Here is a 26,254-nt window from a genome sequence, read left to right as displayed (position 1 = left end):
TGATGTCAGCCCTTTTCTCTATCTCGTACTGAAGCAACTTACTTGAGTTTCTCAAGGTCAGCTTCAATCTCCGCAATTTTACTTGAAACCACTTTCTCTAAGTGACGTAAGTCGGTGAGGATTTTCTGCTTCACGTCGACTTCGGCTAGCTTCTCTGGCTTGGTTATTTTGTTTAACTCATCAATTACTAGCGTTAAATTACGGTTAATTTCTGTAATTTCTTTGTACTTATGACTGCCGCTATCAACCAGTACATTTTTCACTTGGCGGGGATATTTGAATTTCACACTCTTCGCAAACAGCTCCCCTTTTTGTTTGTGAAAGTAAATTTTTAACACATCCTTGTGCGCTTCTTGTCTAAGAGAATAACGCTCGATTTGCTTAGGTTCTTGAATTCCTAAGCCAGTGAGGTTTGGAAACATAGGCTACCTCTATGGTGTTGTTGGGTGTTATTTACCTTTACTAATGTAGCAGCCTAAATTCGTGGTAGATAGTTGATATTTAGGCTGTCTGTTTAACTTGTGGGCAAGATCGCGCTTAATTTGGCGCCAGCTCGGCAACGTTATTAATCAACCTTTCGCGCAGCTGATTTTGTTCATCTTCATTGAGTTTCCCACCTGTGCTGCTAGTTAGGATGAAAAGGTCTTCTGCGCGCTCACCTATGGTGGTGATCTTTGCTCCATGTAAGTGAACGCCCAAGTCAGCAAAAGTGGCCCCTACAGTGGCAAGTAGCCCAGGAGTATCCAAGGCGACAAACTCCATCAAGGTACGTTTTTTACTTTTGGTTGGTAAAAAGTCGACGCCAGTTTTGACCGTGAAGTGCTGTAGGTTACGTGGAGTACGGCGGGTTTTAATTTTGGTTGGCCTGCCATCTTGTAAGACATGTATAAGATGCTTGGTTACGGCTTTATGGCGGCTTTCATCTATGGCTTCACCATTTTGGTCGAGCACCATAAAAGTATCGAGGACGAATCCATCTTTACTGGTCATAACTTGAGCATCGTGAACGTTGAAGTTTCGTCTATCCAGTTCAGCAACCACTGTCGCAAACAGAGCGTGTTGGTCTTTACTGTACACAAATACTTCAGTGCCACCACGTGTAGGCTTCTTACTGATTAAAATCAGCGGTTCGTTTGGATTATCGTGTTGTAAGAGTTGGCTGCCATGCCAAGCAATCTGCTTATGAGTATGGCGTAGGAAGTAGTCGGCTTTGAAACGCTGCCAAAGGACCTCGATTTCGCGTGCTGAGAACCCCTCTTTTCTTAGTAACGCCGAGGCCATTTGTTGGTTATGGCGAATCCTGTCTCTTACATCGACAGGGTTCTCTAACCCTCTTCGTAGCGCTCTTTGAGTTGAATAGAATAATTCTGCTAACAACGTGCGCTTCCAGCTATTCCAAAGCTCTGGATTGGTTGCACAAATTATCTGCGACAGTGAGGCAGACAAGAAATTCTAAGTATTCTTCATCACGTACTTTTTTAGCGAATTCAGTGATTACTTCTGGATCGTAGATGTCTCGACGTTGAGCCGTAACGGACATGAGAAGATGGTTTTGAACCAGCCAGGAGACTAGCTTAGCTTCTGGCTTGGATAAGCCATGTTCCATGCAAAAGTTATAGGCTTCGACCGCGCCAATCTCGGAGTGATCACCACCACGTCCCTTGCCTATGTCATGGAAAATAGCGGCGAGGATCAGTAATTCTTTCTTCTGTATTCTCGGGTAGACTTCACAGCAGATAGGGTGTTTTTGGTGATTTTCAGCGTAACTGAACGTATTAATGTGCTTGAGAAGGCGCACACTGTGCTCATCTACTGTATAGACGTGGAATAGGTCGAACTGCATTTGACCAACAATCTGACTCCATTGTGGCAAGTAAGCAGCAAGCACACCTAGCTTGTGCATTAGGCTGAACGCTTTATGCAGCGCGTTAGGGTGGCGAACCAGTTCCATAAACTTTTCACGTGCTTCAGGAATCGTATGCAAAAAGCGATTCAGTCTTCGTCTTGCCGTTCGGAGTTGGCGAAGAGTAGGGGGGGCGACGCCTTCAATGCTCGAGTCATTGGCGATGTGGATAAACATATCCAAGATGGTTTCAGGTCTCGCTTGGAATAGAGCCGGTTTTCTCGCTTCGATAAGTTTGCCACGGCGTTGGAAATCTTCGCTAATGATTTCTGGTTCGCATACCACACCATTGTTGAGAATCGCTTGGTCAAACAACTTAAGCAGCATTTTGTTTAGTTCAGCGACACGACGTAGGGTTCGATAGAACTCCTTCATCATCATTTCGACACCGCGGTTCCCTTCTCCAGCATAACCGAGATGTTCAGCGACCTGTGCTTGATGAGCAAACGTTAGTCGATTGTCGTAACGCTTAAGCTCGATATGCAGAGCAAAACGAACTCGCCAGAGAAAGTCTTGGCACTCAACCAGCTCGCGGTATTCGGCATCCGTAAGGAAACCAAATCGACTCATTTCGAGCAGTGAGGTGGCACCAAAGTGGCGGCGAGCAACCCAGCTTAGGGTATGTATATCGCGTAAACCACCGGGCGTTGATTTGATGTCTGGCTCTAAGTTGTATGTGGTGTCGTGGTAGCGAGCATGACGTTCTTTTTGTTCTTGAATCTTGGCTTTGTAAAAGGTTTCACTTGGCCAAAAGGATTCAGAATGTATGGCGAGTTTTAGCTGGTGGAATGTATCTTCGCAGCCGCAAAGTAATCGAGCCTCTTGCAGATTGGTGGCGACGGTTAGGTCGTCTTTACCGATCTGGGAACATTCTTCGACCGTTCTCACTGCGTGACCGACTTCCAATCGTAAATCCCATAGTAGGGTAATGAACTCACTCACTTTACTGCCTAAGTTATCTGGAAGTGTTTTCTTAGACACGATTAGAATATCAATGTCCGATAAAGGGTGAAGTTCGCCTCTACCATAGCCACCCACAGCGACAAGGCTAATGTTGGGCAGTTGGTCGAAACCAAATTCTTGCCATAGGCGGTGCAATAGCAAGTCCATATACTCCGAGCGACCTAATACAAGGTCGGTAACCGGGTGGTGATTAAGGAATTCGGTACGTTGATAATTAGAAAAGGTTTCGAGTTGCTGTTTTAATTCGCTGATTGAAAGCTGTTGTGTCGAAAAGTTCAGAGGTGATTGGTACGGCATACATTGCGATCCATGCAAGTTAACTCCAGTGTAGAGTTAATTTAACAGATAGAAGTCGATAAAAAAATATCCCTGCAGGGCAGGGATATTTGAAAGAGGAGTTAGGCGTTTTTCATCAAGCGAGGGATGTCTTCTTCGCTTCGTAGTGTCAGTACTTCACATCCAGTGGCAGTCACTAGTAGAGTGTGCTCCCACTGTGCTGAGTTTTTGCCGTCGCCAGTATAGACTGTCCAATCATCTTCTGCGTCGACACTGCAGCCAAATTTACCCGCGTTAATCATTGGTTCTATGGTGAAGCACATACCTTCTTTCAATACACGGCGATCGCTGTTTTTGTAGTGAACAACTTGTGGCTCTTCGTGGAACTCGTTACCAATACCGTGACCACAGAAGTCTTTCACAATAGAAAATTTGTTGCGTGGGTTCTTTTTATTGTTCTCTTTGATGTATTTTTCGATAGCAGTGCCGATATCACCAACGGTTGCCCCCGGCTTCACCTTGCGCATACCGATATACAGTGCCTCTTGAGCAACCATACAAAGGCGCTTATCTGCAGGTGAAACATCACCAACAAGGAACATTTTTGAAGTATCACCATGGTATCCCGCCGGGCGAGTGCTCAAATCCGCATTTTCGTCATCTGGAATAATGACGGTGATATCGACATTGATGATATCTCCGTTCTTTAGTACAGCGGGTTTAGGTTGACCGTTACTGCCAATTTCGTCTTGGCTTGCTGGAATACCGTGACAAACGATGTGGTTAATCGAGGTACAAATTGATTTTGGAAAACCGTGGTAATCTAGTGGTGCTGAGTAAGCACCTTTCTCGATTCCGTAATCATGACAAATCTGGTTCAGTTCGTCGGTTGTGACGCCCTCTTTGATATGAGGTTCAATCATTTCTAGGATTTCAGCAGCTAACGCACCTGCGATACGCATGCGTTCGATTTCTTGAGCAGTTTTGATCTTGATTGACATTGGCTTTTCTCTACAAATTCGTTGGCACTATACGTGCTTATGCGCGCATTCTATCAGGATGGTTTGCGAATGTGTATCAGTTGAAGCTGAAGGGGAGAAAACTCGCGCAGCAGTTTTTTAACTTTTACTAGCCAGGTGGCCTAAAAATATGGTATAAAGCGCGCCGGAATTCTTGGTCAGTTCTCTCCATTGTTTTGAGAACAATTTGGCGAAGCTGATTAGTGATTTCCTTAAACATTTATCTTTAAATCACACACATTCCGACACATATTCCGGGGTGCCCTACTGATAGTACGGGTCGGAGTTATGGGGAATGTGGAGGCCTAACCCCATAGAGGATTATAAAATGGCAACTGTATCAATGCGCGATATGCTTAAAGCTGGTGTTCACTTCGGTCACCAAACTCGTTACTGGAACCCAAAAATGAAGCCATTCATCTTTGGTGCTCGTAACAAAGTTCATATCATCAACCTAGAAAAAACTGTTCCAATGTTCAATGAAGCTCTAGCTGAGCTTGCTAAAGTTGGCGAGAAAAAAGGTAAAGTTCTTTTCGTTGGTACTAAGCGCGCTGCATCTGAAGCTGTTAAAGAAGCTGCTGTTGCAAGCAACCAGTTCTACGTTAACAACCGCTGGTTAGGCGGTATGCTAACAAACTACAAAACTGTTCGTCAGTCTATCAAGCGTCTAAAAGACCTAGAAGCACAGTCTCAAGACGGTACTTTTGACAAGCTAACTAAGAAAGAAGCTCTAATGCGTACTCGCGAAATGGAGAAGCTAGAGAAATCTCTTGGTGGTATCAAAGATATGGGCGGCCTACCAGACGCTCTATTCGTAATCGACGCTGATCACGAGCACATCGCAGTTAAAGAAGCAAACAACCTAGGTATCCCAGTTTACGCTGTAGTTGATACTAACTCTAACCCAGATGGCGTTGACTTCGTTATCCCTGGTAACGACGATGCTATCCGTGCTGTACAGCTTTACCTAAACGCTGCAGCTCAATCGGTTACAGAAGGTCGTAACAAAGACGTTGCTGTTGCTGCTGAAAAAGACGGCTTCGTAGAAGCTGAATAATAGCTGCTCCGAGTCACACTTAATTTATGCGCAACATGGTTGTCGCATAAACTGAGTTATAGTTATCAGCAGGGGCCGAAAATGTAGGCCCCTGTTTTTTACCAAATCCAGAATCAACTGAGGAATTTAGAATGGCTGTTACTGCTGCTCTAGTTAAAGAACTGCGCGACCGCACTGGCGCAGGCATGATGGACTGTAAGAAAGCGCTGAACGAAACAAACGGCGACATCGAACTAGCAATTGAAAACATGCGTAAGTCTGGCGCTGCGAAAGCTGCTAAGAAAGCAGGTAACGTTGCTGCTGAAGGCGCAATCATCATCAAAGAAGAAAACGGCGTTGCTGCTCTTCTAGAAGTGAACTGCCAAACTGACTTCGTTGCTAAAGATGCTAACTTCACTGCATTCGCAGAAAAAGTAGCTGCTGACGCTCTAGCGACTAAAGCTTCTGCAGAAGAGCTTCAAGCTAAATTCGAAGAAGAGCGTATCGCTCTAGTTGCTAAGATCGGTGAAAACATCAACATCCGTCGCGTACAATACGTTGAAGGCGCTGCTATCTCTGCTTACCGTCACGGTGAGAAGATCGGTGTTGTTGTTGCTGGTGAAGGCGACGCAGAAACTCTTAAGCACGTAGCTATGCACGTTGCTGCTTCTCGTCCTGAGTTCGTTAACCCAGAAGACGTACCAGCAGACGTAGTAGAAAAAGAGAAAGCTGTTCAAGTTGAAATCGCAATGAACGAAGGCAAGCCAGCTGAAATCGCAGAGAAGATGGTTGTTGGCCGCATGAAGAAGTTCACTGGCGAGATTTCTCTAACAGGTCAAGCGTTCGTAATGGAACCTAAGAAATCTGTTGGTGAAATCCTTAAAGAGCGTGGCGCTTCTGTTTCTACTTTCGTTCGCCTAGAAGTAGGTGAAGGTATCGAGAAAGCGGAAGAAATGAGCTTCGCTGAAGAAGTAGCAGCGGCTCAAAAAGGTTAATCCTTAGAGACCTGCATACATATTAGACCGTAGCCAAGGCTGCGGTCTTTTTATGATAAGAGAAGACTATTTCAGTGATGAATGCGCTTTTACTCATCTATTGAGACTAAAGCTCATCCATGACTGTTAATCAACAACTCTCATTTTGGAAGGTAAACTCCATGACTACGAACCCTAAACCAGCGTATCAACGTATCCTATTAAAACTGAGTGGCGAAGCGCTACAAGGCGAAGAAGGTTTTGGTATCGACCCAACTATTTTGGATCGTATGGCTCAAGAAGTTAAAGAACTGGTAGAACTAGGTGTTCAAGTCGGTGTCGTTATCGGTGGTGGTAACTTGTTCCGTGGTGCAGGCCTTGCTGAAGCGGGTATGAATCGTGTTGTTGGCGACCATATGGGTATGCTAGCAACTGTAATGAATGGCCTAGCTATGCGTGATGCGTTGCACCGTGCTTATGTTAACGCGCGTGTGATGTCTGCTATCCCACTTAAAGGTGTGTGTGACGACTACAACTGGGCTGATGCGATCAGTCAGCTACGTCAAGGCCGAGTTGTTATCTTCTCTGCAGGTACTGGTAACCCATTCTTCACGACAGATTCTGCTGCTTGTTTGCGCGGTATCGAAATTGAAGCGGATGTAGTTCTAAAAGCAACAAAAGTAGACGGTGTATTTACTGCAGACCCAGTAGCCAACCCAGATGCAGAGCTGTATGATAAGCTTACTTACAGCAGTGTTCTTGAAAAAGAGCTTAAAGTAATGGATTTGGCAGCGTTCACTCTAGCGCGTGACCATAAAATGCCTATCCGTGTATTCAATATGAACAAGCCAGGCGCATTACGCCGCGTGGTGATGGGTGAAACTGAAGGTACACTAATCAGCGATGCTGAGTAAGCTGTGTTTCCTTGTCGAGTGATGCTTGGCAAGGAACTTCTGAACTTTCCCCTCTTCAGCTTTCTTAGCGAAAGAGCACATATTTAAGGTGAAATTGTGATTAACGAAATTAAAAACGACGCGCAAGAGCGCATGGACAAGAGCGTTGAAGCGCTAAAAAACAACCTAATCAAAATTCGTACAGGTCGTGCGCATCCAAGCCTTCTATCTGGTATTTCTGTTGAGTACTACGGTGCTCAAACTCCACTAAATCAAGTGGGCAACGTCATTGCTGAAGATGCACGTACGCTAGCTATCACGGTATTTGATAAAGAGCTGACTGCAAAAGTTGAAAAAGCGATCATGCAATCAGACCTAGGTTTGAACCCTATGTCGGCTGGTACAGTTATTCGTGTTCCACTTCCACCACTGACAGAAGAGCGTCGTAAAGATCTAGTTAAGATCGTTCGTGGCGAAGCGGAAGGCGGTCGTGTCGCAATCCGTAATATCCGTCGTGATGCGAACAACGAGCTAAAAGCTCTGCTAAAAGACAAAGAAATTTCAGAAGATGAAGATCGTAAAGCACAAGACGAGATTCAAAAGCTGACTGACGTAGCAGTAAAGAAAGTTGATGAAGTTCTAGCTGCTAAAGAAAAAGAGTTGATGGAAGTTTAATAGCTTATAAACTCTTCTTTTTTGAAAGCGCTGTGTATATGGCACAGCGCTTTTTTATGCTAATCTCTCTCATCACTATTCTGAATGTCTATCTATCAAGCCACCTCTATGCAAAAGTCTCAACTGTCAGTAGACGCACTTCCACAGCATATCGCAATCATCATGGACGGAAACGGCCGCTGGGCTAAAGCGCAAGGGAAACCTCGTGTGTTCGGCCACAAAAATGGTGTAGCGGCGGTGCGCAAAACTATTTCGACGGCGACTCGGCTTGGTATTAAAGCAGTAACTTTATTTGCCTTTAGTAGTGAAAACTGGCGTCGACCTGAAGAAGAGATCGGTGTGCTTATGGAACTGTTTATCACTGTACTTTCTACAGAAGTGAAACGACTGCATAAGAACAATTTACGCTTACGTATTATTGGTGACAAAAGCCGCTTTAGTAGTCGACTACAGAAAAAAATTGCTGAAGCTGAAGCGAAAACAGCTCAAAATACGGGGATGGTCATCAATATCGCTGCTAACTATGGTGGTAAGTGGGACATCACCCAAGCGATGAGCGCTCTTGCACAGAAAGTGGAATCTGGTGAGTTATCATCGGGCGATATCAATGAAGAGCTCATTACTCAGCATTTAACGATGTCAGACATTCCTGAAGTCGACTTGTTGATACGAACCAGTGGTGAATGCCGCATAAGTAACTTTATGTTATGGCAACTGGCATACGCAGAGATGTACTTTACTCCTATTTACTGGCCCGAGTTTGGTGAGGACAGTTTAGTAGAAGCAGTGACTTGGTTTGTTAATCGTGAAAGACGTTTTGGTTGCACCGGTGAACAAATCAAGGCATTGATGGATAATCAATAAAGGATTCATTAGTTTGAAGCAAAGAATAATTACAGCGCTTATCTTGGCGCCGTTGGTTATATTAGGGATTTTCAAACTCCCATTGGACGCGTTTATTGCTGCAATCGCTGTGATTACAGTAATTGGTTTTTGGGAATGGACCCAATTTGTGGAGCATAAGTCTAGAGTGACTGCACTTGTTCCAGCAATTGCAATTAGTGGCCTAAGCCTTCTTGTCATTCCTTTTGATGCCACTAGCCTTAATGCAGTGTTACCCGCTCACTATTTTGTCTTGGCTCTAGGTGGTGCTTGGTGGGTTGCTTCGAGCTTACTCGCTATCACTTATCCTAGATCTAGTGCAAGCTGGCAGGACTCTAACATCTTAAGACACCTATTTGGTGTCCTTACCTTATTGCCGTTTTTCTGGAGTGTTCTACTGTTAAGGGCGGAGAGCATTGATGCGTCGCCTTATCATGGCGCTAAGTTGGTGCTATTTGTCTGCTTAATTGTATGGGCTGCCGACAGTGGAGCCTATTTCGCTGGTAAGAGCTTGGGTAAGCGCAAAATGGCACCTTCAGTGAGCCCGAATAAAACGATTGAAGGACTTATCGGTGGGATTATAACCGCCATATTTGTTGCTTGGGTTGCCGCTAAGGGATTCGGAATTGAGTTTTCTAGTGCCGGGGCTATGATTGCAATCACTTTTGTCACCGTCGTAATTTCCGTGCTAGGGGATTTGGTTGAAAGTATGTTTAAGCGAGTCTCGGGTATTAAAGATAGTGGAAACATTATTCCGGGGCATGGTGGTATCTTGGATCGCGTAGACAGCCTCACTGCAGCATTTCCTGTGTTCGCTCTTCTGTATTTCATCTTTTAGTAAATAAGCATTAGTTCTGCTTACTTAGGTTTCGGTTTCATTATGCGTAAATTAACTATTTTAGGTGCAACAGGCTCAATTGGTGCCAGTACGCTAAAAGTGGTTGAGCAAAACCCTCACACATTCGAGATTGTGGCATTGGCGGCCGGGAGTAACGTTGCAAAGATGATGCAGCTTTGCAAAAAGTGGCGTCCACGTGTGGCAGTAATGGCAGATATTAAAGCTGCTGGCGAACTACAAACAATGCTGAAGTCAGAAGGTATCATGACGGAAGTTCTTGCGGGAGAGCAAGGCTTGTGTGAAGCCGCTTCACTGGAAGACGTTGATACCGTTATGGCCGCTATTGTTGGGGCCGCTGGGCTTTTACCGACAATGGCGGCCGTGAAGGCGGGCAAACGTATCTTGCTAGCAAATAAAGAAGCACTCGTAATGTCAGGACAGTTGTTCATTGACGCTGTCCGTACTCATGGTGCTGAATTGTTGCCTGTCGACAGCGAGCATAATGCAATCTTTCAATGTTTACCGCAGTCGGTTCAACATCAAATGGGTCATTGTGATCTGGCGGGAAATGGCATAAGCAAAATTCTGCTTACTGGTTCCGGTGGGCCATTCCGCTATACTGAACCGTCTATGCTAGCCACCGTTACTCCTGAACAAGCTATCGCGCACCCAAATTGGTCTATGGGTAAGAAAATCTCAGTCGACTCTGCCACTATGATGAATAAGGGCCTCGAATACATTGAGGCGAAATGGTTGTTTAATGCTGACAAGTCACAGTTGGATGTCATTATTCACCCTCAGTCTGTGATTCATTCGATGGTTCAGTACAATGATGGTTCTGTGCTTGCTCAAATGGGGGAGCCTGATATGGCGACACCTATCGCATGTACTATGTCTTATCCAGACAGGGTTCCTGCGGGAGTTGCACCATTAGACTTTACCAAAGTAAGTGAGCTGACATTTTTAGCCCCCGACTATACTCGCTATCCTTGTTTGAAGCTCGCTATGGATGCCTGTTATGAAGGCCAGCATCTAACCACCACGCTAAATGCTGCCAATGAGATAGCAGTAGAAGCATTTTTGACGAATCAAATAGGTTTCACTGATATTGCGAAAGTGAACGAGTTGACAATGTCGAAAGTAAACGCTGCACCAACGGCTGGATCTCATTTCGATTTGGACGGCCTGATAGAGCTAGATAAAATAGCTCGTATTAAAGCCCATGAAATAGTGCGCGAGTGTAAAGTATGACTGGGATTCTTTGGAACTTTGTTTCATTTATTGTTGCATTAGGCATATTGGTTGCTGTGCATGAATTTGGCCATTTTTGGGTAGCTCGACGTTGTGGCGTAAAGGTCGAAAAGTTTTCGATAGGCTTTGGGAAATCAATTTGGAGCCGAGTGGGCAAGGATGGCACTGAATACAGTGTGTCTGTTATCCCATTGGGTGGCTACGTAAAAATGGTCGATAGTCGAGTAGATGAACTATCTCCAGAGCAACATAGCGTGGCGTTCGATAAAAAACCTTTATGGGCTAGAACGGCTATTGTAGCAGCAGGTCCTGTATTTAACTTTCTGTTCGCCATTTTTGCTTACTGGGCTGTTTTCCTGATTGGAGTACCAGCAGTCAAACCGGTCGTTGGAGAAGTGACTCCTTATTCAATTGCCGCGCAGGCAGGTTTGGAACCGGGCATGGAACTTACTTCAATCGGTGGCGTCAAAACCGCAGACTGGGAATCTGTGAATATGGGCTTAATTTCCCATATTGGCGATAGCTCATTAACGCTAACGGTTAAACCTTCAGAAAGCGTTGACTACGAACAAACTAAAACTTTAGATCTCACTTCATGGAACTTTAACCCAGAAACAGAGTCTGCTATGGGAGCACTTGGATTTAGGCCATTTACTCCAGAGATTTCGACTACGTTGAATACTGTGTCGGAAGAGGGGGCAGGTGCGAGAGCTGGATTAGAGAGTGGTGATCGTATCGTCGCAGCTAATGGCCAAGCAATTGAAAATTGGCAGCAAGTTGTGAAGTTAATTCGCGGCAATCCAGAGACAGATATCGCTTTGCAGATTGAAAGAAATGGTATGCTGCAGATGCTAACGTTAACACCAGACAGCCGTAGTGACTCCCAAAGTGGCAATATTGGTTTTGCTGGGATTGCTCCTGAGGTCGCAGAATGGCCGGAAAGTTATCGATTCGACCTCCAATATGGTGTATTCGAAGCTGTTGGTAAATCGATAGATAAGACAATCCAAGTCATTAACCTAACGGTAGGGATGCTTAAAAAGCTGATTGTCGGCGATGTAGGTCTAAACAATTTAAGCGGTCCTATTTCGATTGCGAAGGGGGCTGGCACAACAGCTGATTACGGGTTGGTCTATTTCTTGGGGTTCTTGGCGCTGATTAGCGTTAACCTAGGGATTATTAATTTGGTTCCGCTGCCTATGCTTGATGGTGGACATTTGCTCTTTTTTGCCATTGAAGCCATTATCCGTCGCCCTGTACCTGAGAAGGTCCAAGAGATGGGGTATCGAATTGGAGGAGCAATTATTTTCTCCTTAATGGCTATAGCAATTTTTAACGATTTTACTCGCCTGTAAACAAGGCAAAGGTTGTAGTAAGGAATAACTAAAACAAATATGGCGATGAAAAATATTCTATTTGCAACGCTCCTAGCGACGAGTGTATCTGCAAATGGTGCTGAAAACTTTGTTGTTCAGGACATCAAAATCGAAGGATTACAGCGTGTAGCACTGGGTGCTGCACTATTGAACATGCCTGTGCGAATTGGCGACAATGTCGATGGCCAAGATGTCGCGGAAATCATTCGCGCTTTATACACGTCTGGTAACTTTGAAGATGTAAAAGTATTAAGGGATGGTGATGTTTTAGTTGTTCAGGTCAAAGAGCGACCGACAATTGCGAGCATTTCTTTCTCAGGTAACGATGCAATTAAAGAAGAGCAGTTGCAGCAAAACCTTGATGCATCAGGTATCCGTGTAGGCGAAGCCCTAGATCGCACAACGCTTTCAAATATCGAAAAAGGTTTGGAAGACTTTTACTACAGTGTTGGTAAATACAATGCGACAGTGAAAGCTGTTGTTACACCTCTTCCTCGTAACCGTTCAGATTTGAAATTTGTGTTTACCGAAGGGGTTTCGGCAAAAATCAAACAGATCAACTTTATCGGTAATGAAGTTTTTACTGACGAAGAACTGTTGAGCCGTTTTAACTTGAATGTCGATGTCGCGTGGTGGAACTTTTTAGCGGACGATAAGTATCAGAAGCAGGTTTTAGCGGGTGATATTGAAGCATTAAAATCTTACTATTTAGATCGAGGCTTCCTTAAGTTTCAAGTAGATTCAACCCAAGTTGCTATTTCTCCTGATAAGAAAGGTGTATACATCACTTTGGGGTTGGATGAAGGCAATCCTTATACAGTCAAAGATGTCCAGTTCCGTGGTGAGCTGATAGGCAAAGAAGACGAATTTAAGTCGATGATCCCATTTGAAGATGGTGATACTTATAATGGGTCATCTGTAACTCGCTTAGAAGAAGATGTTAAGCGTGTTCTTGGGGAGGCGGGTTACGCATACCCACAAGTTCGAACCATCCCTGAATTTGATGATGAAACTCAAGAAGTATCGCTTGTCATTAATGTCGAGGCGGGTAATCGTATCTATGTACGAGATATTCGATTTGTTGGTAACAACTCGACGAAAGATGAAGTTCTTCGCCGAGAAATGCGTCAAATGGAAGGCAGTTGGTTAAACTCGAAAGCGATCGATACGGGTAAGACTCGTTTGAATCGTTTAGGTTTCTTTGAAACTGTTGAAGTTCAGACCGTCCGTGTCCCTGGTAGTGAAGACCAAGTCGATCTTGTATACAACGTCAAAGAGGCTAACTCGGGCAGTGTGAACTTTGGTATCGGTTATGGTACTGAGTCGGGTGTTAGCTTCCAAGTGGGCTTACAGCAAGATAACTTCCTAGGATCAGGTAACCGTGTTGGCGTAAACGCCATGATGAACGACTACCAAAAGAATGTCAGTTTGGATTATCGCGACCCTTACTGGAATCTTGATGGTGTGAGTCTTGGTGGTAAAATTTTCTACAACGAGTTTGAAGCTTCCGAGGCAGGTATCGTCGACTACACCAATGAAAGTTACGGCGCTAGTTTGACTTGGGGTTTCCCATTCGATGAACTTAACTTTTTTGAGTTTGGTGTAGGTTATACACATAACAAGATTGGTAACTTAAGCCCATACCTGCAGGTAGAGCAATTCTTAGCCTCTCAAGCAAGCAACATTGATAGTGAAGGTTCTCTTAATACCAATGACTTCGATATCAACGTTTCTTGGACTCGTAACAAGCTAAACCGAACGTATTTCCCAACTTCAGGTAACCACCAACGTGCATTTTATAAGATGACCGTACCTGGCTCTGACGTTCAGTACTTTAAAGTGCAGTATGATGTAAGACAGTATTTCTCGTTAACTCAAAAAGGGGAGTTCTCGCTACTGTTACGCGGGCGCCTAGGTTATGGCAATGGTTACGGTCAAACTGATGGTCAAGATAACCTGTTCCCATTCTATGAGAACTATTACGCCGGTGGCTTTACGACGTTACGAGGCTTTGGCTCAAACTCAGCTGGTCCGAAAGCTGTTTATCGAGACTACTCAAACTCGAACAATGGTACCGATACCGCGACTGATGATTCAGTCGGTGGTAACGCCATTGCCCTGGCAAGCGTGGAATTAATCGTGCCTACGCCATTTGCATCGGATGAGGTGAGAAACCAGATCCGTACTAGTATCTTCTTCGATATGGCAAGTGTATGGGACACTGAATTTGATTACCGTAGTTCTGGTGCGGATTATGGTAACCAGTATTACTATGACTATTCGGATCCATCAAACTATCGCTCATCCGTTGGTGTTGCATTGCAATGGATGTCTCCAATGGGTCCATTAGTCTTCTCGTTGGCACAGCCAATAGAATATTACGAGGGTGACGATAAAGAAGTCTTCACTTTCACTATCGGTAGAACCTTCTAATAAGGAATTATATTTTGAATAAAGCGATCAAAGCGGCTGGTCTTAGCCTAGCAGTATTAACTTCTTCGTTCTTTGCTAATGCTGCAGAAGCGGCTCAGAAAGTCGGTTACATCAACACCGCACAAGTATTTCAAGCTCTTCCACAGCGCGAAGTTGTACTGCAGAAAATGCAAGAAGAGTTCAAAGATAAGGCGGGTGAACTGCAAGCTATTCAAGCTGAAGCTCAAACTAAAATTGAGAAGCTAAAGCGTGATGGTGAGCTATTAGGCCCTGAAGAAGTTGAAAAACTGCGCATTGAAATTGGTCAGCTTGACAGTAAGTACAAGATTAAAGCACAAGCTCTTGAGAAAGCATCAGCTCGCCGCGAAGCTGAAGAAAAGCAAAAGTTGTTTAAAGTCATTCAAGATGCTGTAGCGAAGGTTGCTGAAAAAGAAGGCTACGATATGGTTGTTGACGCTCAAGCTCTATCTTACGCAAAACCTGAGTACAACATCTCTGAACAAGTAATCAAATCACTAAAATAATACGTTTATGTTAACACTGACTTTAGCCGAATTGGCCGCAATAACCGGGGGGGAGTTGCACGGTGACGCAAATGCTAGCGTGACTATGGTAGCTCCAATGGATAAAGCTGAAGCAGGGCATGTGACTTTCTTGTCCAACCCTAGATATGCAAAACACCTTGCCGACTGTAAAGCGACAGTTGTTATGGTAAAAGAAGCACAACGTGAGCTGTGTGCTGGTAATGCTCTAGTTGTGGATGATCCTTATGTAGCGTTTGCTAAAGTAGCTCAAGCTCTGGACATTACTCCTAAACCCGCTGATAACATTGCGTCAACTGCAGTGATCGCCACTGATGTGGTTATGGGTAATAACGTAGCGGTTGGTGCGAATGCAGTGATTGAGTCTGGCGTAGAGCTAGGCGACAACGTTGTAATCGGTGCAGGTTGTTTTGTTGGCAAGAATGCCAAGATTGGAACGAATACAAAGCTGTGGGCAAATGTTTCCATCTATCATTCGGTCGTGATCGGTTCTGATTGTTTGGTTCAATCAAGTACGGTGATTGGTGCGGATGGCTTCGGTTACGCTAACGAAAAAGGTGAGTGGATAAAAATTCCTCAGCTAGGCACGGTTCGAATTGGCAATCGTGTCGAAATTGGCGCATGTACTACCATAGATCGTGGTGCTCTAGAAGATACGGTTATTGAAGATAACGTTATTCTGGATAACCAACTTCAAATCGCGCATAACGTACAGATCGGATATGGTACAGCCATGGCGGGTGGTACAGTTGTGGCAGGAAGTACCAAAATTGGTAAATACTGCATTATTGGTGGTGCATCGGTAATCAATGGTCATATCGAAATTGCAGATGGCGTTACGATTACCGGTATGGGGATGGTGATGCGCAGCATTTCCGAGAAGGGGATGTACTCATCAGGTATACCTTTGCAAACCAACAAAGAGTGGCGTAAGACGGCGACTCGAGTTCATCGAATTGATGAGATGAACAAACGCCTTAAAGCAGTTGAAAAATTGCTTGAAGAGCAAGAAAAGGAATCTTAATTCCAACTTTCTCGGTAAAGGCTCGCGAAATGCGAGTCTTTTTCGTCTATTATATTGGCGATTATTTTTTGAAGTTTTACTTTATAGGAATTTGACTTTGACTACTGAAAAGAAAACGATGGACATTACTGAAATTCAGGAGCTTTTGCCTCATCGCTACCCATTTTTGCTGATTGATCGTGTAACAGACTTTGAAGAAGAAAAGTACCTGACGGCGATTAAGAACGTATCAGTAAACGAACCTCAGTTCACAGGTCACTTCCCTCAACTACCCGTTTTCCCAGGTGTACTTATCCTTGAAGCAATGGCGCAAGCAACGGGTTTATTAGGATTTAAATCGTTTGGTGCTCCTGCAGATAACGAACTGTACTACTTCGCGAGTGTTGATAAAGCTAAGTTCCGCAAGCCAGTGACACCAGGTGACCAACTTGTTATTGAAGTAACATTTGTAAAAGAGCGCCGTGGAATTGCTGCGTTTGATTGCATCGCAAAAGTCGATGGCGAAGTTGTATGTTCTGCCGAGCTAAAGTGTGCTCGCCGAGAGTTTTAATATGATTCATGAAAGTGCTCAAATCCACCCAAGTGCGGTGGTTGAAGAGGGAGCGGTAATTGGCGCAGACGTAACAGTAGGCCCTTTTACTTATATTACCTCAAACGTTGAAATCGGTCGTGGCACGGAAGTGATGTCACATGTCGTAATCAAAGGGCCAACGGTAATTGGAGAAGACAACCGTATCTTCCCATTTGCTGTGATTGGTGAAGAGTGTCAAGACAAGAAGTATCAAGGTGAAGACACCCGCTTAGTGGTTGGCGACCGCAACGTGATTCGTGAAAGCGTTCAGATGCATCGTGGTACAGTTCAGGATAAAGGCGTTACGACAGTGGGTAGCGACAACCTATTTTGTGTCAACGTTCATATTGCTCATGACTGTGTTGTGGGTGATAACATCATCATGGGTAACAACGCGACGTTGGCTGGCCATGTAACCATTGAAGACTACGCGATTGTTTCAGCGTTATCACCGGTACATCAATTCTGTACTGTAGGAGCACATAGCTTTGTTGGTGGAGCATCTGTGGTAGTACAAGACGTTCCTCCATTTGTAATGGCACAAGGTAACCACTGCAAACCATTTGGTATTAATGTGGAAGGATTGAAGCGTCGTGGGTTTGAGAAACCTGAAATCCGCGCTATTCGTAGTGCCTACAAAGAGATCTACCGTAGCGGAAAAACCATCGCTGAAGTGATGCCAGTTCTAGAAGAAATGGCGAAAGAGTATGAATCAATTGGCCAGTTCACTACGCTAATTGAAAATTCGACTCGTGGTATTATTCGCTAAAACATCGTGAACGGTGTGTAATGAAGATCGCTATCTCTATGAGTAGCGATCTTTTTGTATTTTGATGACCCGTAGAAAGGGAAAATTGAGTTATGGATAAACCGTTGCGAATTGGCATTATTGCTGGTGAGTTGTCAGGTGACACGCTAGGAGAAGGCTTTATCAAGGCCGTCAAGCAACAGCATCCAAATGCTGAGTTTGTTGGTATCGGTGGACCAAAAATGATTGCTCAAGGCTGTGAGTCTCTATTTGATATGGAAGAACTCGCTGTGATGGGATTGGTCGAAGTTCTGGGCCGCTTACCTCGTTTACTCAAAGTGAAAGCGGAGTTGGTTAAATACTTTATCAGCAACCCACCGGATGTCTTCATCGGTATTGATGCTCCTGACTTCAACTTACGCTTGGAACTAGACCTAAAAAAAGCCGGGATTAAAACGGTTCACTATGTAAGTCCGTCGGTATGGGCGTGGCGACCTAAACGAATTTTCAAGATCGATGCGGCAACGGATCTAGTCTTAGCTTTTCTTCCGTTTGAAAAAGCTTTCTACGATAAATACAACGTGGCTTGTGAGTTTATCGGCCATACTCTTGCTGATGCAATTCCTTTAGTTCCTAATCAAGCAGAAGCTCAAGAGCATCTCAATTTAGATCCAAATAGGCAGTGGCTCGCAGTTCTGCCTGGTAGCCGAGGCGGTGAAGTAGGACTTATTGCTAAACCATTTATAGAAACTTGCCAAAAGCTCAAGAAATCCCACCCAGAGCTTGGGTTCGTTGTCGCTGCAGTCAACGATAAGCGCCGACAGCAGTTTGAAGAAATTTGGCAGCAAACTGCACCAGAACTTGAGTTTACTATCGTGCAAGACACTGCACGAAATGTGATTACTGCCTCTGATGCTGTGTTACTTGCATCAGGAACGGTTGCTCTCGAGTGTATGTTACTCAAAAGACCTATGGTCGTCGGCTATAAAGTGAATAGGCTTACTGGTTGGCTAGTTCGTAAACTCGCGATAACGGAGTTTGTTTCGTTACCCAACATATTGGCTGGAGAAGAACTGGTTAAAGAGCTACTTATGGAAGAGTGTGAGCCAGAGTTTCTGGTACCGGCAGTGGAAGAAATGTTAACTGCTGATAATACCGAATTGATCGAACGGTTCACCGATATGCATAAATGGATTCGTAAAAACGCCGATGAGCAAGCTGCGAAGGCTGTCCTTGAACTAATACAATTTGAACGAAACTAAACATGCCAACTGAAAAGAAAAATTCGAAAACAGAACTTCCTCCGTTCGAAATTCCGCAAGGGTACCAAACTGTTGCCGGGGTTGATGAAGTTGGGCGAGGACCATTGGTGGGTGATGTCGTGACTGCCGCTGTAATTCTCGACCCGAACAACCCGATTGAAGGATTGAACGACTCTAAAAAGCTATCAGAGAAAAAGCGTCTAGCGTTACTTCCCGAAATCAAAGAAAAGGCCTTAGCTTGGTCTGTCGGGCGATGTTCTCCTCAGGAGATTGATGAGCTCAATATTTTGCAAGCCACAATGGTTGCTATGCAGCGCGCAATTGCAGGGTTAAACATTACTCCGGATCTGGCCCTAATTGATGGAAACCGAGTCCCAGATTTACCGATGGATGGTATCGCGGTTGTCAAAGGGGATATGAGAGTTGCAGAAATTAGCGCAGCGTCGATCATTGCAAAAGTAGTGCGGGACCAAGAAATGGAAGAGTTGGATAGGCTACATCCTGAATTTGGTTTTGCTAAGCACAAAGGTTATCCAACTAAGGCACACTTTGAAGCAATTGAACAACATGGTGTAATTGAACAGCATCGCAAGAGCTTTAAGCCGGTTAAACGAGCACTTGGTCTCGAGTAAGTCAGAAGTTTGAGCGTGTGCCTTTAAGCCGCACACGCAATCACGTAAACTACCAAGCCATTAGAAAGCCCTTCGCTTTTTCTTCAGGAAGCAGTTAATGTCAGACCCAAAGTTTATTCACCTCCGAGTCCATAGTGATTTCTCTATGGTCGACGGCCTGTCTAAAGTCCCACCTCTGGTGAAGAAAGTCGCCGAGTTAGGTATGCCTGCGATGGCAATCACCGACTTTACCAACTTATGCGGTCTGGTGAAGTTTTATGGGACCGCTCATGGCTGTGGCGTTAAGCCTATTGTGGGTGCTGACTTCTCGATGCAATCGAAAGAGTTTGGTGATGAATTAACTAAACTCACGGTGCTTGCTAAAGATAACGATGGTTATAAAAACCTTACTTTATTGATTTCAAAAGCCTATTTACGCGGGCATGTACAGCATCAGCCAGTGATAGACAAAGAGTGGCTTGCTGAGCACGCCAAAGGGCTTATCGTGTTGTCTGGCGCTAAAGAGGGTGAAATAGGTAAGGCACTACTTAAAGGTAATCCTGCTTTAGTCGAACAGTCGATAGCGTTTTATCAGCAGCACTTTGCCGACCACTTTTATCTTGAACTTATTAGAACTGGGCGTTCAGACGAAGAAACTTACTTACATTTCGCCCTTGAAGTCGCCGAGAAGCATGATCTACCGGTTGTCGCAACGAACGAAGTAGTCTTTATAGAGCAAGAGCTGTTTGATGCGCACGAGATCCGAGTAGCAATTCACGATGGCTTTACCCTTGATGACCCTAGAAGGCCGAAAAACTACAGCGCACAGCAATACCTTCGAAGTGAAGAGGAAATGTGCGAGCTATTCTCTGATATTCCAGAAGCGCTACAAAACAGTGTCGAGATAGCCAAACGCTGTAATGTTACCGTTCGCTTAGGTGAGTACTTCTTACCTAATTTCCCAACTGAAGGTATGAAGATAGAAGACTTTTTGATTAAGAAGTCTGAAGAAGGGTTAGAGCGCCGCCTAGCATTTTTGTTTCCTGATGAACAAGTCAGAGCCGAGCGCCGCCCTGAATATGATGAGCGCTTGAAAATCGAGCTCGAAGTAATTAACAACATGGGTTTCCCTGGTTACTTCTTGATCGTAATGGAGTTCATCCAGTGGTCGAAAGATAATGACGTTCCCGTTGGTCCTGGACGAGGCTCTGGTGCCGGCTCCCTAGTCGCGTACGCGCTAGACATCACAGATCTAGATCCGCTTGAGTACGATTTGCTGTTCGAGCGATTCTTGAATCCAGAACGTGTTTCGATGCCCGATTTTGATATCGACTTCTGCATGGATAAGCGTGATCAGGTTATTGACCACGTGGCCGAAATGTATGGCCGAGATGCGGTATCTCAGATTATTACGTTCGGTACGATGGCGGCAAAAGCGGTAATTCGAGATGTAGGCCGTGTGTTGGGCCACCCATTTGGTTTTGTTGATAGAATCTCTAAGTTGGTGCCGCCTGATCCAGGCATGACGCTCGCTAAAGCATTTGATGCTGAACCAGCGCTACCAGAGCTTTACAACAACGATGAAGAAGTCAAGGAGCTAATCGACAAGTGTCGCATTCTTGAAGGCTGTACTCGAAATGCAGGTAAGCACGCTGGTGGTGTTGTAATTTCACCGACGACAATCACCGATTTCGCACCAATCTATGCTGACTCAGAAGGTAACTTCCCCGTTACCCAGTTTGATAAAAACGACGTAGAAACAGCGGGGTTGGTTAAATTCGACTTCTTGGGATTAAGAACCCTAACCATCATTGACTGGGCACTGGGGCTGATTAACCCACGCTTAGAAAGAGAAGGTAAGCCTCCGGTACGTATCGAGTCTATTGACCTAGAAGATCAAGCGTCATTTAACTTGCTGCAAAACTCTGAGACAACGGCGGTATTCCAGCTTGAATCTCGCGGTATGAAGGATCTAATTAAACGCCTTCAACCTGACTGTTTCGAAGACATCATCGCTTTGGTAGCACTTTTCCGACCAGGGCCGCTGCAATCGGGCATGGTTGATAACTTTATCGACCGTAAGCATGGTCGAGAAGCAATTTCTTATCCTGATGAAACTTGGCAGCACGAGTCTCTGAAAGAGACGTTAGAACCGACTTACGGCATTATCCTGTATCAGGAGCAGGTAATGCAGATTGCACAGATCTTAGCTGGCTACACATTGGGTGGTGCGGATATGCTGCGCCGTGCAATGGGTAAGAAAAAACCTGAGGAAATGGCCAAGCAACGTGGCACCTTCAAAGAGGGCGCTGAGAACAATGGCGTCGACGGCGAACTCGCGATGAAAATCTTTGACTTGGTGGAAAAGTTCGCCGGTTACGGATTTAACAAATCGCACTCAGCAGCTTATGCGTTAGTTTCCTATCAAACACTTTGGCTTAAAACCCACTACCCAGCTGAATTTATGGCAGCGGTAATGACCGCTGATATGGATAATACCGAGAAAGTGGTTGGCTTGGTGGATGAATGTATCCGAATGAAACTGAAGCTGCTGCCACCGGATATTAATAAAGGTTTGTATCGTTTCAACGTAGATGAAACTGGGGCCATTGTTTACGGTATCGGTGCAATTAAAGGGGTGGGTGAAGGCCCTATCGATGCGATTTTAGAAGCGCGCGAAAAAGGTGGCCACTTCAAAGATTTATTCGATTTTTGTGCGCGTATTGACCTTAAAAAGGTCAATAAACGTGTGATTGAAAAATTGATCTATGCTGGTGCACTTGACCGGTTAGGACCTCACCGTGCAGCAATGATGGCGTCACTAAATGATGCGGTAAAAGCGGCCAGCCAGCATCACCAAGCAGAAGCGTTTGGTCAGGCTGACATGTTTGGCGTACTGACTGATGCTCCGGAAGAAGTAGAGCATAAGTACACTAAAGTTCCGGCATGGCCAGAGAAAGTATGGTTAGAAGGTGAACGAGATACACTAGGTTTGTATTTAACGGGGCACCCAATTAATGCTTACTTAAAGGAACTGGGTAAATACACCAGCTGTCGACTAAAAGATGCCACGCCGACGAGGCGTGATCAGTCATTGACAGTGTCGGGGTTAGTTATTGCGGCAAGAGTGATGACTACGAAGCGAGGTTCACGTATTGGCATCATGACTTTAGATGACCGTTCAGGCCGAATGGAAGTCATGTTATTCTCAGATGCGCTTGACAGATACGCAGAACTGTTAGAAAAAGATAAAATTTTGGTCGTTTCTGGACAGGTCAGCTTTGATGATTTCAATGGTGGTCTTAAAATGTCCGCGCGCGAAGTCATGGACTTAGGGAGCGCACGCGAGAAATACACTCGTGGTTTATCCGTTACGATCGAAGAATCGCAAATTGACGGACAGTTTTTTGAGCGCTTTAGTCGAATTCTAGAGCCTCATCGAGCAGGCAGTGTGCCTGTCAATGTATATTACCAGCGAGCCGATGCCAGAGCGCGCCTAACGCTAGGTACAGAATGGCGTGTAACGCCAAGCGATACATTATTAGACGAATTGAAACAGTTGCTTGGCTCAAGCCAGGTCGAACTCGAATTTAACTAAACGTTGAGCTGCTAACACAGCTGAACACTAAAAGGATCAATAAATGAGCCTAAACTTTCTAGAATTTGAAAAGCCAATTGCTGAACTTGAAGCGAAGATTGAAGCACTACGTGACGTTTCTCGTCACGGTGGTGATGCAGCAGTTGATCTAGACAAAGAAATTGAACAACTTGAAAAGAAAAGCTTAGAGCTTAAAAAGAAAATCTTTAGCGATTTAGGTGCGTGGGAAACAGCTCAACTAGCTCGTCATCCACTTCGTCCATACACTCTGGATTACCTAGAGCATGTATTTACAGAGTTCGATGAACTGGCTGGCGACCGCGCATTTGCTGACGATAAAGCGATTGTTGGTGGTATGGCTCGCTTAGATGGTCGCCCAGTTATGGTCATTGGCCACCAAAAAGGTCGAGAGACTAAAGAAAAAGTTAAACGCAACTTCGGTATGCCTAAGCCAGAGGGTTACCGCAAAGCGCTTCGTTTGATGGAAATGGCAGAGCGTTTTAACATGCCTATCATTACGTTTATTGATACTGCAGGTGCATACCCTGGTGTTGGCGCAGAAGAGCGTGGCCAATCGGAAGCGATCGCGAAAAACCTAAAAGTAATGGCTGGCCTTAAAGTTCCTGTTATTTGTAACGTGATTGGTGAGGGTGGTTCTGGTGGTGCACTAGCAATTGGTGTTGGTGATTACGTGAACATGCTGCAATATTCTACGTACTCTGTAATCTCACCAGAAGGTTGTGCTTCAATCCTATGGCGTGACTCAGATAAAGCGCCTCAAGCAGCAGAAGCTATGGGCCTTATCGCTCCACGCCTGAAAGAGCTAGAGCTGATCGATGAAATCATCGAAGAGCCATTAGGTGGTGCACATCGAGATCACCAGCAAATGGCGGCGAACATGAAAGCGACTCTGCTTAAGCAGCTAAATGAACTTGAACAGTTTGACAATGACTCTCTACTAGAGCGTCGCTACCAGCGCCTAATGAGCTACGGTTACTGTTAACCGAAAGCGAACCATTTAAAGGTCGGGATATCCCGGCCTTTTTTGTGTCTGCTGTTTATGGCGTAAGTGTAAATCGCAGCTGTCGCAGATATACTAATGCCTAGAATGCGGTTATCACCACAGGAACTAGCTTTTATATGGATGACTTCTACCCTCACTTCGCCAATCAACTGAACCAGTATAGCTCTTCCATTGAGAAAGTCGTTTTGGCTTTGAGTGGTGGAATGGATTCTCGTGTCTTACTACACATGCTTGGACGGTATAAGCGAGAGCATGAGGTGGAATGTCTCGCTATCCATGTCCATCATGGTTTAAGCGACAATGCGGGCCAGTGGGCTGAGAAATGTCAGAAGTGGTGTGATGACGAGAATATCAACTTGATTGTTGAACATGTTGAGTTGGATAAGCAGCAAGGTAACATCGAGAGTCATGCAAGGAATGCGCGTTATCAGGTGCTAAATAACTACATTGGCGCTAACGATCTGTTGCTGACAGGGCAACATCTTGATGACCAAGCAGAAACCTTTTTACTGGCGTTGAAGCGAGGAAGTGGCCCTAAAGGCTTGGCATCAATGTCGAGTGACACAGCATGGAACCATGGTCGCTTAGTTAGGCCGTTGTTGTCACGCTCCCGCAATGAGATCGAGCAATACGCTACGTTGAATCAGCTAAGTTGGGTTGAGGATGAGAGTAATCTTGATACTCGGTTTGACCGCAACTTCATTCGCCATAAGGTAGTGCCTGTTATGGCAGCGAGATGGCCATCGTTTACCCAATCTGTAGCCCGTAGTGCCAGCTTATGTGCCGAGCAAGAACAGTTACTGAATGAACTGCTTTTTCAGCCTTTCTCAATGGCTTTGCGAGCGGACAGTAGCATCGACATAGCAGCGCTGCACTCACATAGCGTATTAGCGCGTAACAGATTGCTTCGTATGTGGTTTGAACACAATCATCAGCTCATGCCGAGCAAGCAACACATTCATCAACTTTGGCAAGATGTCGCTCTAGCAAAAGGAGATGCAAACCCCATCCTGAATTTGACCAATGTTCAGGTTCGCCGCTTTCAACAGAGGCTCTATTTGGTACCAGATTTCAGCGATGTATCTTTGTGGCAAGCGTCTATCTCACTGGAACAACCTCTGAACCTTCCTGACGGGCTCGGACAACTATCGATACTTGAAACGAAAAAACAAGGGCAGCTCAGTGCCAAAGCGTTGGTTGGCCGAGAAATCAAAGTGATGTTCAACCCTGAAGGGCTGAGTGCACACCCTTGCGAACGTGGGCACAGTAGAAAGCTTAAGAAATTGTTTCAAGAATATGGTCTTCCGAGCTGGCTCAGACGTAGAACCCCAATAATACTGGTGGATGACAAGGTTGCCGCGGTCGCTGGGTTATTTGTCGACAAAGCGTTTTATGGCCAAGACTGTGAACTCATCTGGGACAAGTAAGTGGTTTTTATTTAAAATCGCTGAAAATAAAAACAAGCAAAAAGGAAAAGCAATGAAGAAAGTCGCAATTGGAATAGTGATTGGAATGGGTCTTTTAAGTGGCAACGTTTTAGCTGCTGGTGACGCTGCTGCGGGCCAAGCGAAAGCTGCAGTATGTGCCGCATGTCACGGCGCTGACGGTATCGCTTTGATTCCGGGGTATCCAAATCTGAAAGGTCAAAACGAGCAGTACTTGATCTCTTCACTGAACGCGTACAAAAACAAAGAACGTAATGGTGGTAATGCTGCTGTTATGCAACCTCAAGCTGCAATGTTAAGTGATCAGGATATCGCAAACTTAGCAGCATACTACGCTAGTCTTAAGTAAGGCGAGCTCTCAGTAGTGGCAAGTCCAAAATGTCGAACAGCCTCAGTCAGATAGTTCGGTAGATTTGAATTAAATCGAATTAGACTTGCAGATTAAGCTGCAACAAGCCCAAGTTACTAAGCTTGGGCTTTTTAATTGGGTATAAGACAATTGATTGTTTAAATCAGCTAGAAGATAATAAGCTAAGTTGATGAAAGTTTAAGGGATGAACATGAAAAAAATTGAAGCGATTATCAAGCCATTTAAGTTGGATGATGTCCGTGAAGCACTAGCTGAAGTTGGCATTACTGGCATGACTGTTTCTGAAGTGAAAGGCTTTGGTCGTCAGAAAGGTCATACCGAATTATACCGTGGCGCGGAATACATGGTTGACTTTCTGCCAAAGGTGAAGCTTGAAATCGTGGTGACTGATGATGTTGCTGACCAGTGTGTAGATACAATTATCGAGACAGCTCAAACTGGCAAAATTGGTGATGGTAAGATTTTCATTACTGATGTCGAGCGAGTGGTACGAATCCGTACTGGCGAAGAAGACGAAGACGCAATCTAAAAAAGGAGCCT

22 protein-coding genes and 1 pseudogene are annotated in these 26,254 nt (G+C 44.9%); 20 read left to right on the top strand and 3 right to left on the bottom strand.

The genetic code is table 11. From position 1 onward, the window contains the following. Positions 1 to 38 precede the first annotated feature (38 nt). The 3 genes and pseudogenes from J4N42_RS10680 to map form a co-directional block, all read right to left on the bottom strand. On the bottom strand, positions 39 to 422 hold the full coding sequence (locus J4N42_RS10680) for a DUF3461 family protein (protein ID WP_252027862.1): 384 nt from the start codon (positions 420 to 422) through the stop codon (positions 39 to 41). Between the two features lie 115 nt (positions 423 to 537). Next, a pseudogene (gene glnD / locus J4N42_RS10675) lies at positions 538 to 3,163 on the bottom strand (bifunctional uridylyltransferase/uridylyl-removing protein GlnD). A 101-nt stretch (positions 3,164 to 3,264) separates the two neighbouring features. Continuing rightward, positions 3,265 to 4,143, bottom strand: a complete 879-nt coding sequence (map, locus tag J4N42_RS10670; RefSeq protein ID WP_252027860.1) for a type I methionyl aminopeptidase — start codon at positions 4,141 to 4,143, stop codon at positions 3,265 to 3,267. 346 nt (positions 4,144 to 4,489) lie between these two features. On the opposite strand from map, the gene rpsB reads away from it, so the two are divergent. From rpsB to glnB, 20 genes are all read left to right on the top strand, one after another. After that, positions 4,490 to 5,218 carry a 30S ribosomal protein S2 gene (gene rpsB, locus J4N42_RS10665; protein WP_252027859.1) on the top strand — a complete coding sequence of 243 codons (729 nt, stop codon included), beginning with the start codon at positions 4,490 to 4,492 and terminating at the stop codon, positions 5,216 to 5,218. Positions 5,219 to 5,349: 131 nt separating this feature from the next. Next, a complete protein-coding gene (gene tsf / locus J4N42_RS10660) occupies positions 5,350 to 6,192 on the top strand; it encodes a translation elongation factor Ts (protein ID WP_252027858.1) in 843 nt (280 codons plus the stop codon). 161 nt (positions 6,193 to 6,353) lie between these two features. Continuing rightward, complete coding sequence (pyrH, locus tag J4N42_RS10655) at positions 6,354 to 7,085, top strand: UMP kinase (RefSeq protein WP_252027857.1); 732 nt, start codon at positions 6,354 to 6,356, stop codon at positions 7,083 to 7,085. Between the two features lie 96 nt (positions 7,086 to 7,181). Beyond that, positions 7,182 to 7,739, top strand: coding sequence for a ribosome recycling factor (frr, locus tag J4N42_RS10650; RefSeq protein ID WP_252027856.1), 558 nt, complete (start codon positions 7,182 to 7,184; stop codon positions 7,737 to 7,739). Positions 7,740 to 7,847: 108 nt separating this feature from the next. Then, entirely contained in the window at positions 7,848 to 8,603 is a 756-nt protein-coding gene (gene uppS / locus J4N42_RS10645; protein WP_252027855.1) for an undecaprenyl pyrophosphate synthase, read from the top strand. A 13-nt stretch (positions 8,604 to 8,616) separates the two neighbouring features. Beyond that, positions 8,617 to 9,459, top strand: coding sequence for a phosphatidate cytidylyltransferase (locus J4N42_RS10640; RefSeq protein WP_252027854.1), 843 nt, complete (start codon positions 8,617 to 8,619; stop codon positions 9,457 to 9,459). A 42-nt stretch (positions 9,460 to 9,501) separates the two neighbouring features. Beyond that, a complete protein-coding gene (ispC, locus tag J4N42_RS10635; protein WP_252027853.1) occupies positions 9,502 to 10,710 on the top strand; it encodes a 1-deoxy-D-xylulose-5-phosphate reductoisomerase in 1,209 nt (402 codons plus the stop codon). Next, positions 10,707 to 12,065 (top strand): sigma E protease regulator RseP, encoded by a 1,359-nt coding sequence (gene rseP / locus J4N42_RS10630; RefSeq protein WP_252027852.1) that lies wholly within the window; start codon positions 10,707 to 10,709, stop codon positions 12,063 to 12,065. The genes ispC and rseP overlap by 4 nt, the downstream gene beginning before the upstream one ends. A gap of 39 nt (positions 12,066 to 12,104) precedes the next feature. Next, a complete protein-coding gene (gene bamA / locus J4N42_RS10625; protein ID WP_252027850.1) occupies positions 12,105 to 14,519 on the top strand; it encodes an outer membrane protein assembly factor BamA in 2,415 nt (804 codons plus the stop codon). A 14-nt stretch (positions 14,520 to 14,533) separates the two neighbouring features. Continuing rightward, complete coding sequence (locus tag J4N42_RS10620; RefSeq protein WP_252027848.1) at positions 14,534 to 15,043, top strand: OmpH family outer membrane protein; 510 nt, start codon at positions 14,534 to 14,536, stop codon at positions 15,041 to 15,043. Between the two features lie 7 nt (positions 15,044 to 15,050). Further along, entirely contained in the window at positions 15,051 to 16,085 is a 1,035-nt protein-coding gene (gene lpxD / locus J4N42_RS10615) for a UDP-3-O-(3-hydroxymyristoyl)glucosamine N-acyltransferase (RefSeq protein ID WP_252027847.1), read from the top strand. Between the two features lie 97 nt (positions 16,086 to 16,182). Beyond that, positions 16,183 to 16,635, top strand: a complete 453-nt coding sequence (fabZ, locus tag J4N42_RS10610; RefSeq protein WP_252027845.1) for a 3-hydroxyacyl-ACP dehydratase FabZ — start codon at positions 16,183 to 16,185, stop codon at positions 16,633 to 16,635. Position 16,636: 1 nt separating this feature from the next. Continuing rightward, entirely contained in the window at positions 16,637 to 17,425 is a 789-nt protein-coding gene (lpxA, locus tag J4N42_RS10605; RefSeq protein WP_252027843.1) for an acyl-ACP--UDP-N-acetylglucosamine O-acyltransferase, read from the top strand. A gap of 92 nt (positions 17,426 to 17,517) precedes the next feature. Further along, entirely contained in the window at positions 17,518 to 18,666 is a 1,149-nt protein-coding gene (gene lpxB, locus J4N42_RS10600; protein ID WP_252027841.1) for a lipid-A-disaccharide synthase, read from the top strand. A gap of 2 nt (positions 18,667 to 18,668) precedes the next feature. Then, positions 18,669 to 19,298 carry a ribonuclease HII gene (gene rnhB, locus J4N42_RS10595; protein ID WP_252027839.1) on the top strand — a complete coding sequence of 210 codons (630 nt, stop codon included), beginning with the start codon at positions 18,669 to 18,671 and terminating at the stop codon, positions 19,296 to 19,298. A 97-nt stretch (positions 19,299 to 19,395) separates the two neighbouring features. Further along, positions 19,396 to 22,875, top strand: coding sequence for a DNA polymerase III subunit alpha (dnaE, locus tag J4N42_RS10590; RefSeq protein WP_252027837.1), 3,480 nt, complete (start codon positions 19,396 to 19,398; stop codon positions 22,873 to 22,875). A gap of 43 nt (positions 22,876 to 22,918) precedes the next feature. Further along, positions 22,919 to 23,878: an acetyl-CoA carboxylase carboxyl transferase subunit alpha gene (accA, locus tag J4N42_RS10585; protein ID WP_252027835.1), complete on the top strand. Its 960-nt coding sequence runs from the start codon at positions 22,919 to 22,921 to the stop codon at positions 23,876 to 23,878. Between the two features lie 137 nt (positions 23,879 to 24,015). After that, positions 24,016 to 25,326, top strand: a complete 1,311-nt coding sequence (gene tilS, locus J4N42_RS10580; RefSeq protein ID WP_252027833.1) for a tRNA lysidine(34) synthetase TilS — start codon at positions 24,016 to 24,018, stop codon at positions 25,324 to 25,326. Between the two features lie 52 nt (positions 25,327 to 25,378). Then, positions 25,379 to 25,693, top strand: a complete 315-nt coding sequence (locus J4N42_RS10575) for a c-type cytochrome (protein ID WP_252027831.1) — start codon at positions 25,379 to 25,381, stop codon at positions 25,691 to 25,693. 211 nt (positions 25,694 to 25,904) lie between these two features. Beyond that, positions 25,905 to 26,243, top strand: coding sequence for a nitrogen regulatory protein P-II (gene glnB / locus J4N42_RS10570; RefSeq protein ID WP_038203435.1), 339 nt, complete (start codon positions 25,905 to 25,907; stop codon positions 26,241 to 26,243). Positions 26,244 to 26,254 lie beyond the last annotated feature (11 nt).

The sequence above is a fragment of the Vibrio sp. SCSIO 43135 genome (genome assembly GCF_023716665.1).
Classification (GTDB): domain Bacteria; phylum Pseudomonadota; class Gammaproteobacteria; order Enterobacterales; family Vibrionaceae; genus Vibrio; species Vibrio paucivorans.
This window is presented reverse-complemented; position numbering and strand designations above follow the sequence as displayed.